This is a genomic window from Sphingomonas sp. G-3-2-10, assembly GCF_012927115.1.
Lineage (GTDB): Bacteria > Pseudomonadota > Alphaproteobacteria > Sphingomonadales > Sphingomonadaceae > Sphingomonas.
In genome coordinates, this window is the sequence record NZ_JABBFY010000002.1 from 102,812 (window position 1) to 111,789 (window position 8,978).

General features: G+C 67.0%; 12 protein-coding genes. 7 read left to right on the plus strand and 5 right to left on the minus strand.

Annotation, left to right across the window (positions count from 1 at the left end; all coding sequences use genetic code 11):
- Positions 1-23 precede the first annotated feature (23 nt).
- Complete coding sequence (locus HHL13_RS17035) at positions 24-734, plus strand: AraC family transcriptional regulator (protein ID WP_169557114.1); 711 nt, start codon at positions 24-26, stop codon at positions 732-734.
- Here the strand turns inward: HHL13_RS17035 and HHL13_RS17040 are convergent.
- A complete protein-coding gene (locus tag HHL13_RS17040; protein WP_169557115.1) occupies positions 731-1,147 on the minus strand; it encodes a hypothetical protein in 417 nt (138 codons plus the stop codon). The genes HHL13_RS17035 and HHL13_RS17040 overlap by 4 nt on opposite strands.
- Positions 1,148-1,289: 142 nt before the next feature.
- On the opposite strand from HHL13_RS17040, the gene HHL13_RS17045 reads away from it, so the two are divergent.
- Positions 1,290-2,837 (plus strand): CpaF family protein, encoded by a 1,548-nt coding sequence (locus HHL13_RS17045; protein ID WP_169557116.1) that lies wholly within the window; start codon positions 1,290-1,292, stop codon positions 2,835-2,837.
- Positions 2,838-2,841: 4 nt separating this feature from the next.
- On the opposite strand, the gene HHL13_RS17050 is transcribed toward HHL13_RS17045, so the two are convergent.
- Complete coding sequence (locus HHL13_RS17050; RefSeq protein ID WP_240953882.1) at positions 2,842-3,042, minus strand: hypothetical protein; 201 nt, start codon at positions 3,040-3,042, stop codon at positions 2,842-2,844.
- A gap of 50 nt (positions 3,043-3,092) precedes the next feature.
- Here HHL13_RS17050 and HHL13_RS17055 point away from each other — a divergent pair, with 50 nt between their 5' ends.
- From HHL13_RS17055 to HHL13_RS17070, 4 genes are all read left to right on the plus strand, one after another.
- Positions 3,093-3,905, plus strand: coding sequence for a class I SAM-dependent methyltransferase (locus HHL13_RS17055; RefSeq protein WP_169557117.1), 813 nt, complete (start codon positions 3,093-3,095; stop codon positions 3,903-3,905).
- A 6-nt stretch (positions 3,906-3,911) separates the two neighbouring features.
- Entirely contained in the window at positions 3,912-5,756 is a 1,845-nt protein-coding gene (locus HHL13_RS17060; RefSeq protein ID WP_169557118.1) for an alpha/beta fold hydrolase, read from the plus strand.
- A gap of 83 nt (positions 5,757-5,839) precedes the next feature.
- Positions 5,840-6,151 carry a DUF2235 domain-containing protein gene (locus HHL13_RS22865; protein ID WP_169557119.1) on the plus strand — a complete coding sequence of 104 codons (312 nt, stop codon included), beginning with the start codon at positions 5,840-5,842 and terminating at the stop codon, positions 6,149-6,151.
- Positions 6,152-6,168: 17 nt separating this feature from the next.
- Entirely contained in the window at positions 6,169-7,308 is a 1,140-nt protein-coding gene (locus tag HHL13_RS17070) for a DUF2235 domain-containing protein (RefSeq protein WP_346775612.1), read from the plus strand.
- A 10-nt stretch (positions 7,309-7,318) separates the two neighbouring features.
- Here the strand turns inward: HHL13_RS17070 and HHL13_RS17075 are convergent, their stop codons facing one another.
- Complete coding sequence (locus HHL13_RS17075) at positions 7,319-7,582, minus strand: hypothetical protein (protein WP_169557120.1); 264 nt, start codon at positions 7,580-7,582, stop codon at positions 7,319-7,321.
- Positions 7,583-7,669: 87 nt separating this feature from the next.
- Between HHL13_RS17075 and HHL13_RS17080 the strand changes: the two genes are divergently transcribed.
- Entirely contained in the window at positions 7,670-7,816 is a 147-nt protein-coding gene (locus HHL13_RS17080) for a lmo0937 family membrane protein (RefSeq protein ID WP_169557121.1), read from the plus strand.
- A gap of 21 nt (positions 7,817-7,837) precedes the next feature.
- On the opposite strand, the gene HHL13_RS17085 is transcribed toward HHL13_RS17080, so the two are convergent.
- On the minus strand, positions 7,838-8,179 hold the full coding sequence (locus HHL13_RS17085) for a DUF6481 family protein (RefSeq protein ID WP_169557122.1): 342 nt from the start codon (positions 8,177-8,179) through the stop codon (positions 7,838-7,840).
- A 155-nt stretch (positions 8,180-8,334) separates the two neighbouring features.
- The gene (phaR, locus tag HHL13_RS17090; protein WP_169557123.1) at positions 8,335-8,937 is read right to left on the minus strand and encodes a polyhydroxyalkanoate synthesis repressor PhaR; all 603 of its coding nucleotides are present in this window, start codon (positions 8,935-8,937) and stop codon (positions 8,335-8,337) included.
- Positions 8,938-8,978: the final 41 nt, after the last annotated feature.

Here is an 8,978-nt window from a genome sequence, read left to right on the forward strand (position 1 = left end):
ACACGACATGCAAAGCTTCGCGCATGGACTATGCCGAACTGCCCCTGCCGCCCGAACTCGACGGCTTCGTCGCCGCGGTTTGGACGATGTCGGCGGGCGGCGACGGCTGGATCGAGCATGAGGCCGCGCCCGATGGCTGTATCGAGCTGATCCGGCGGCATTCGGGCCGCTCGGTGTGGCGCGAGGCGCAGCCGCCCTTGTTCGTCACCGGTCTTGCCCAGACCACCGCCAAGCTCGCCTTCAGCGGCGACGCCCGCTTCACCGCGATCAAGCTGTGGCCCTGGGCGTGGCACGCGCTGGGCGGCGCGCTTTGTCCCGGTTTCGCCGATGGCTGGCGGGCGATCGCCGCGACCGATCCGCTCGCGGCGCTGCTGCCCGAGAGCGGCGATCCGCTTCCCGCCCTCGTCCGCGCCTTCGCATCGATTTCCCTGCCCCCGATCGCCGCCGTGCGCACCGCCGCCACGGTCGAGGAAATCACCCGCGCCACCGGCCTGCCGCACCGCAGCCTGCAGCGCCTGTTCGCCCGCGATTTCGGGATGCCGCCGCGCAGCTATCTGCGCCTGTTGCGCTTCCGAGACGCGCTGATCGAGGTCCAGTCGAGCCCGGAGCCCCTCGCCGATGCGGCCGCCGCGACCGGCTATGCCGATCAGGCGCACATGGCCCGCGATTTCCGCACCCTTGCCGGCTTGCCCCCACGGGAGGCCCGCGCCCGCGCAAAGGGACCGTTCGTCTAGGGCGTCAGCTGATAGACCTGGGCGAGTGCCTTGCCGTTCCCGAAATACACCGTCAGCGTGGTGCCCCGGACGCGATATCTGATGTGCGGCACGCCAGCCCCGCCGGTCCGCTCGAGCAGCAGTTCGCCGGGGCTGTGCGAAACCTCGCGATAGGTGGTTCCCGCGCCTTCGCTGTGGGAAACGAGGCGCCCGTCGACGATGCGCATCCACCCGACAGAGTCTACGCGTTCCGCCTTCGGGGAATCCGGATAGATCACCGAAACCACGAACCCGCCATCGGCGGCATCCTCGACCCGGATGCATTGATGCATGTCGCTGCTTTTCATGCACCAGTTGCCCAGCATCCAGCGCGGCAATTGTGCGTCCTGCGCGGCCGCCGGCACCGTCATCGCGATCAAGGCTGCAATCAGCATGTCCCGTTCCCCTCGATGCGAGCCTATCAGGCGCGCCATCACCCGCAAGCCAGGCCAACCGGAGGCTGTGGTTAGGCAATTGTAAAACCTTGGCCGCTACCCCTCTGCAATCGGGCGGGTTCCTGGGGATCATTGAAGTCACATGAGTGCTTTCGGACGACGCAGCGGTTTGGGGGGCGGCACAGGTGGCCGGCCCGCGTTCGGCGTCGCGCGCCCCATGCAGGGCGGCGGTTCGCTCCGTCCTTCCGAGCCGATGCCCGGCGGCGAGCAATTCCCGCCGATCGGTAGCGTGCCCCTGCCCGGCGCAGCGGCTCCCGAGCCCGAGGCCGCGCCGTCCAGCCAGAATCAATCCACCGGCGAGGCCATGCAGCGCCTTGCCGAGCGTCAGGCCGCCTCCGGCGATGCCGGCGCATCGCGCGCCGAAGGCTTCGAAGCATCGGTCCATCGCATCAAGGAACAGGTGCTGCCGCGCCTGCTCGAACGCGTCGATCCCGAAGCCGCCGCCACGCTCAGCAAGGACGAGCTCGCCGAGGAATTCCGTCCGATCATCGGCGAAGTGCTCGCCGAGCTGAAGCTGACGCTCAACCGCCGCGAGCAGTTCGCGCTCGAAAAGGTGCTGGTCGACGAGCTTCTGGGCCTCGGGCCGTTGGAAGAGCTTCTCGCCGACAGCGCCATCTCGGACATCATGGTCAACGGCCCCGAGCAGACGTACGTCGAACGCAAGGGCCGGCTCGAACTCGCGAACATCCAGTTCCGCGACGAGGAGCATCTGTTCCAGATCGCGCAGCGAATCTGCAACTCGGTCGGCCGCCGCGTCGACCAGACCACGCCGCTGGCCGACGCCCGCCTCAAGGACGGCAGCCGCGTCAACGTGATCGTGCCGCCGCTGTCGCTGCGCGGCACCGCGATCTCGATTCGTAAATTCTCGGCCAAGCCGATCACCCTCGACATGATGGCGCAGGGCGGATCGATGAGCCAGAAGATGGCCACTGCGCTGAAGGTCGCGGGCGCGAGCCGCTTCAATATCGTCATCTCGGGCGGTACGGGCTCGGGCAAGACGACGATGCTCAACGCCCTGTCGAAGATGATCGACCCGGGCGAGCGCGTGCTGACGATCGAGGACGCGGCCGAACTTCGCCTGCAGCAGCCGCACTGGCTGCCGCTGGAAACGCGCCCGCCCAACCTGGAAGGTCAGGGCGAAATCTCGATCCGCGATCTGGTGAAGAACTCGCTGCGTATGCGCCCGGATCGCATCATCCTGGGCGAAATCCGCGGATCGGAGTGTTTCGATCTGCTCGCCGCGATGAACACCGGCCATGACGGCTCGATGTGTACGCTCCACTCCAACAGCCCGCGCGAATGCCTCGGCCGTATGGAGAACATGGTGATGATGGGCGACATCAAGATGCCCAAGGAAGCCATCAGCCGCCAGATCGCCGATTCGGTCGATCTGATCGTGCAGGTGAAGCGTCTGCGCGACGGTTCGCGCCGCGTGACCAACATCACCGAGGTGATCGGCATGGAAGGCCCCGTCATCGTGACGCAGGAGCTGTTCAAGTTCGAGTATCTCGACGAATCGGCCGACGGCAAGATCATCGGCGAATACCGCTCGATGGGCCTGCGCCCCTACACACTCGACAAGGCCAAGCAGTACGGCTTCGACCAGGCTCTGCTCGAGGCGTGCCTGTAACGTCTTAGCCGTGCAGCGCCGCGATCGCGGCGCCTGCCGCAGCGAACAGCGCCAGTATCTGGATCAGCGCCCAGGGCATGAATCCCGCCGCGTCGAGGTTGCGGCGGCGCTGCCGTCGCCAGTCGGCGATCGCGCTGAACACCGCCAGCACGACCATGCCTCCCACCAGCGTCCACAGGCTCGCCAAGAATTCCAGTTGCATCATTCCCGCCCGCCGATCAGGTTCCCGTCACCCCAGATATGTACGGAGCCGAAATGCGCCAGCCCCTCTTCGTCACGGCCCTTGCCGCGACCGCTATTGCCCTCGCCGCCGCCGCGAACCTTCCCGAGCCGAGCGCCGACATCAAGGCTGCGGTTGCAGCATCCACCCGCACCCCCGCCAACCTCGCCCGTGACCAGTATCGTCACCCCGCCGAGACCCTGTCCTTCTTCGGCGTGAAGCCGACCGACACTGTGGTCGAGATCTGGCCCGGCGGCGGCTGGTACACCGAAATTCTCGCCCCGCTGACCAAGGGCAAGGGCACCTACTACGCCGCCAGCCCCTGGCCCGACGGCAACAAGGGCGTGCAGAACAAGCAAACCGCCGACGCCGCCACCTATGGTCATGTGAAGTTCGCCGCCTTCCCCTGGGCCGAGGGCCAGCCCAAGGTTCCGGACGGGACCGCGGACGTCGTCCTCACCTTCCGCAACGTCCATAACTGGCGGATGGGCTATCAGCGCGGCGGCACCGATTATTCGGGCGAGGCCTTTGCCCAGATGTTCGCGATGCTGAAACCGGGCGGCACGCTGGGCATCGTCGATCACCGCCTGCCCGAAAGCGCCAGCGACGATCGCGAAAAGAGCAGCGGCTATATCAAGGTCTCGACCATCCGCCGCCTCGCCGAAGCCGCCGGCTTCGAGTTCGTCGGCGCTTCGGAAATCAACGCCAATGCGAAGGACACGGCGGACTGGCCCAAGGGCGTGTGGACCCTGCCGCCCAGCCTGTCGCAGAAGGATGTCGATCGCGAGAAATATGTCGCCATCGGCGAGAGCGACCGCATGACGCTGCGCTTCCGCAAGCCGCGCTGACCCGGCTTGCGCGCCGCCGCCTTTCTCGACCGGTTCCGCACGCTCGAACGGCACGAGGCTCCGCTCGCGCTGTTCGCCGACGATCCCGAGGGCTTTGCCGCGGCGATCGACAATGCGCCGGCCGAGTTCGCGGAATCGGTCGAAGCGGCGGCGGCGCGCGTGCCCGGCTGGATCGCCGAGCTGAACCACGGCGCCTTCGCTTCGGCGGCGTGCAATGCGCGCGGCCAGGTGGTCGTCGCCGACAAGAGCTTCCGCGCCTGGTTCGACGATGACGATCCGATCGGATCGGTGATCCGCCGCGTCGACGATGGCGAGCCTTATCTCTCGGTCCTCGCGCAGGACGGCAACGGCCGCCCGGTCGCACTGGCGGCCGGCGGCAGCCGCGCGGTGGCGCGCTGGCCGCTGGGCGAAGCGGTGCGCGCCGCGCTCGCCGATGGCCGCGCCAGCCATGCGGTCGTCGGCTTCCGCCCCGATTCGGGCGGCTGGGAGCGGATCGCCCGCGTTCATGGCTGGACGCTGTCCGAAACCCGCCTCGTCGCGGCGCTGGCCCGCGAAGGCGATCTCCCCGCCGCCGCGCGTAGCCTCGGCATCGCGCACGAAACCGCGCGCAAGCAGGTCGCCAGCGCGATGGAGAAATGCGGCGCGCGCCGCCAGACCGATCTGGTCCGCGAAGCCTTCCGCCTCGCCGCCGGCGATCTGCGCGCACCGGCCAATGTCGACCGGCTGTTCGCCGACCTGTTCGACCTGACCGAGCGTCAGGCCCGCGCCGCGCGCGGCATCGCGCATGGCGGCACCCGCCCGGCCGTCGCCAAGGCGATGGGCGTTTCCGAACATGCGGTGAAGGCCGATCTCAAGATCGTCTATGTCGCCTGCGGCGTCGAAGCCGCGGTCGATCTCGCGCGCATCGTCGCCGAGGTCGAGGCGCTGGCCGGGCTCGCCACCGCCTGCGACGTCGCGCTCAACATCGGCCAGGCGGTCAACGATCCGCTCAAGCTGATCCCCCGCGGCTGGGCGCCCGGCCGCATCGCCGTCGCCGATCACGGGCCCGACACCGGCTTCCCGGTCGTCATCCTGCAGGTCAATGTGATGGGCCGCGCCATCTCGCAGCGTTTCATCGCCACCCTGCAGGCGGCCGGCCTGCGCCCGATCGCGTTCGACCGCGCGGGCTTCGGCCTCACCGATTTCGTCGAGGGCGATCCCTATCGCACCGCGACGCACGACATCGACACGATCCTCGACGCGCTTGGCATCGAGCAGGCGCTGCTGCTCTCGCGCGGCTTCTCGACCGGCGCAATCACTGCAGCCGAAGCGATGCCGGACCGGATTCGCGGCGGAGTGCTGCTCGGCCCCGATCCGCCCGTCGAGCTCGACCGGGTCCGCAGCGGGATGATGGGCGCGGGGCGCAAACTGTTCTACGACAATCCACGCCTCGCGGCCGGTTTCACCCGGCTGCTCGCGCACCGCACCTCGTCCGAATCGATCGCGCGGATGATGCGCGAAAGCGTCAACGGCAGCGCGATCGATCTCGCCGCGCTCGACGATCCGGAGGAGCTCGCCACCATCGTCCGCGCCGGCCGCCAGTCGGCGCTGGGAATGCACGGCTTCCTCAACGAGATCCTGACCCACGGCGCCGGCGCCCGCGCGCCTGTGCTGCTGGACGGCAGCAACTGGACGATCGCCTATGGCCAGCGCGACCCGCTCTACCGCTTCGACGAAGCCGAGGCGCATTGGCGCGCGACCTTGCCCGGCGTCGCGGTGTTGGCGATCGAACAGGGCGGCCGGTTCCTCCATCTGACCCATGCGGCAGAGATCGCCGCCGCCTGTACGGCTGTGCTCGCGCGTACCGGCTAGCCGATACCACCAAAACGGCCGCTTTCGTCTTTCCGGCCGAGCCGCGCACGATGGTAGCTTCCCCGGCCATAGGGGGACGCGGCATGAAACGCATCGCATTCTGTTTCGACGGCACCTGGAACAAGATCGACGGGGACTATCCCACCAATGTCGCACGCGTCGCGCAATCCATCTCGCGCTTCGACGAAAAGGGCATGCCGCAGATCATCTATTATGACGAAGGCGTCGGCACGAGCACCACGTCGCGCTGGACCGGCGGCATTCTCGGCCACGGGCTGCGCGAAAACATCATCGAGGCCTATCATTTCCTCGTGCTCAACTATGAGCCGGGCGACGATATTCACGTCTTCGGCTTCTCGCGCGGGGCCTATACCGCGCGCTCGTTCGTCGGCTGATCCGCAACTGCGGCATCATCTCGCGCCGTTCGCTCAGCCATATCCGGGCAGCGGTCGATCTCTATGCGAACCGGGCGAAGGACGCGTCACCGGATTCGGAGAGCGCGCGCCAGTTCCGCTTCAAGCATTGCCCGAAACTGTGCCTGCCGGGCGATCTCGAATGGCGCGAACGCACCTATCCCGAAGCCACCGCCGATCTCACGCCGCTGCGCATCGCCTATCTCGGCGTGTGGGACACGGTGGGCGCGCTTGGCGTGCCGAGCCACCTCCGGCTCCTCTCCCTGCTGTTCAACCGTAAATTCTCGTTCCACGACACGACGCTGAGCAGCGTGGTCAAACGCGCGCGCCACGCCGTCGCGGTCGACGAGAAGCGCAAGACGTTCGCGCCTTCGCTGTGGAGCAACCTCGCCGATCTCAATGCCGGCGCGCCGAAGGAGAATCGCTACGAGCAGCTCTTCTTCCCCGGCGTCCACGGCGCGGTCGGCGGCGGGGGTCCGGTACGCGGTCTGTCCGACGCCGCGCTCGAATGGGTGTTCCGCGGCGCGGTGATGCAGGGCCTGGCGTTCGATCGCGACGATCAGTCGCCGATCTTCATGCTGCGGCCCGATCCGCGCGCGCAGCTCTTCAACGTGACCGGCAAGCGCAAATGGTCGATCGGCGACCGGTTGATGGGCGTCGGGCTTGGCGACCGCCGCTTTCCCGATACCGACGACGGGCCGCTCCACGACTCGCTGGTCCATCGTTTCCGGATGCCCGCCGAGCAATTGCCCGAGGGCGTTCCCTACCGCCCGCCGTCGCTCGGCAGATTATGGGAAGCGATTGAACGCCGCGCAGCGCGGATGGACACGAGCTTCCGCAACGCCTTCACCGAATACAAGAAAAGTGGCGACGCTCGCGCCCTGCGAGCGCCCGACAGCGTCCGGCGGTACATCGTGCAGCCAAAGGATACGCTGACGTCCATCGCCGAACGCGAAATGGGCTCTGCATCGGACGCGACCCTGCTCTCGCTGCACAATCGCAATGTCGGGCTGATCTTCGAGGACGGATCGCTCTACGCCGGCAGCGAGATCGAAATCCCGGTGTACAAGGCGCCGCTGCCCCGGCCCGGGCCCTTGCCCGGCCCCGTCCCGGTCGAACCGCCGGCGCCGGGGCCCTGAGGCAACGAGGTCAGTCCCGCTCGATCCGCCAGGCGGCGGTGAGGTAGTCCTCCGCCGCGCGGCGCAGCTTCGCGTCCTTCTCGAAGGCTTCGGCGGGCGGTGGCGCAACGCCGAACGCATCCATCAGCGTCCACAGCGCAAAGCGCCGGCCGGGATCGCGCTCGGTGCCGAAATCGACCGCCAGCTTTTCCTTGCCGAGCATGAGTTGCGCCGGATCGATCGCATCGGGATCGTCCGCGCCGAAATAATGGTGGATCAGCGTGTCGAGGTCCATCGGATCACTCCATTCGTCAGCGACGGAACGCGTTGCGCCTCCGCAACGTTATCCCTCCGTATCGAAACGAAAAAACGGAGAGAACCCATGCTCTGGACGATTGTACTGATTCTGCTGGTGCTCTGGCTGCTTGGCTTCAGCATGAGCATCGGCGGCGGCATCATTCACCTGTTGCTGGTGATCGCCCTGGTCATCGGCCTGATCCAGCTCTTCACTGGCCGGCGCGTCGTCTAGACGCGCCCGGCCAGCCGGATCTTACATCCGGGCCTTGCGCGCAGCGTAACGCGCGTCGCGGGCCGCCTTCATCTCGGCGGCGGTCCGCACCTTGGGGCGCTTGGCGATTTCGGCAGCCAGCGCGGCGGCGGCAGCTTCTTCCACTGCGATGCGCTTGGCTTCCTCGGCCTCCGCCTTGGCGCGCTTCTTTTCCTCACGCTTCTCCGCTTCGGCTGCTTCCTTGGCAGCACGAGCCGCGGCGCGTTCGGCCAGAACCGCCGGATCGACCGCCGGCTTCGCCTTCAGCTTCGCAAGCGCCCTTTGTTTCGCATCGGCCGCTGCCGTCATGCGATCCTGGAAGCTCGGAACCTTGAAACCTGCCATGTGTCGAAATCTTTCCTGATGGTTTTAACGTAAACGACCGCCGCGCACGGATGCGCGGCGGGGAATGTCCTTGCGGGTCGCCCTCTACAACAATTGACGGGCGAGGCCAGTAGTTCCGTAATCCGCGCGCCTTTCGAACGCGCGGATCGCGGGGATTACTTGCCCAGCTTCTCGACCTTGTCCTGCAGCCGCGCGAGTTCGGCCTTCAGCGCCGCCATCTCGTCGCCGCCACTGGTAGCTTCGGGTGCAGGCGCGGCGGGTGCCGCTGCGGCATTCGACGCTGCCGCCGCAGCAGCAGCCATCGCTTCTGCGCTGCCCGGCTTGAACGCGCTCGCCGCCGCTTCGAACATCGCCATGTTGCGCTTGGCGATCTCGGCGAAAGGCGAATTGGCGAACGCGCCCTCAACCGCAGTCTTGAACTGCTCCTGGTTGCGGCGAAAGCTCTCCATCGACGCTTCCAGATAGCCCGGAACCATCGCCTGCATGCTGTCGCCATACAGCGCGATCAGCTGGCGCAGGAAGTTGACCGGCAGCATGGTCTGACCGCGCTGCTCCTCTTCCATGATGATCTGGGTCAGAACGTTATGCGTGATATCGTCTTCGGTCTTGGCATCGACCACCTTGAAGTCGCGCCCTTCCCGAGTCATCGCTGCCAGATGGTCGAGCGTGATGTAGGACGACGTCTCGGTGTTATAGAGACGGCGGTTCGCGTATTTCTTGATGATGACCGGACCGCCGCCGGGAGCCGTCTTTTTCATATTTGGAACCTTCGCCCCTGTGAGTGAGTCCCGTCTATCAC

Coding starts and splice junctions, on each gene's coding strand:
- HHL13_RS17035 (WP_169557114.1), top strand. CDS start 24: ATGGACTATGCCGAACTGCCCCTGCCGCCCGAACTCGACGGCTTCGTC.
- HHL13_RS17085 (WP_169557122.1), bottom strand. CDS start 8,179: ATGGCAGGTTTCAAGGTTCCGAGCTTCCAGGATCGCATGACGGCAGCG.
- HHL13_RS22865 (WP_169557119.1), top strand. CDS start 5,840: ATGAAACGCATCGCATTCTGTTTCGACGGCACCTGGAACAAGATCGAC.
- phaR (WP_169557123.1), bottom strand. CDS start 8,937: ATGAAAAAGACGGCTCCCGGCGGCGGTCCGGTCATCATCAAGAAATAC.
- HHL13_RS17045 (WP_169557116.1), top strand. CDS start 1,290: ATGAGTGCTTTCGGACGACGCAGCGGTTTGGGGGGCGGCACAGGTGGC.
- HHL13_RS17050 (WP_240953882.1), bottom strand. CDS start 3,042: ATGATGCAACTGGAATTCTTGGCGAGCCTGTGGACGCTGGTGGGAGGC.
- HHL13_RS17040 (WP_169557115.1), bottom strand. CDS start 1,147: ATGCTGATTGCAGCCTTGATCGCGATGACGGTGCCGGCGGCCGCGCAG.
- HHL13_RS17055 (WP_169557117.1), top strand. CDS start 3,093: ATGCGCCAGCCCCTCTTCGTCACGGCCCTTGCCGCGACCGCTATTGCC.
- HHL13_RS17080 (WP_169557121.1), top strand. CDS start 7,670: ATGCTCTGGACGATTGTACTGATTCTGCTGGTGCTCTGGCTGCTTGGC.
- HHL13_RS17075 (WP_169557120.1), bottom strand. CDS start 7,582: ATGGACCTCGACACGCTGATCCACCATTATTTCGGCGCGGACGATCCC.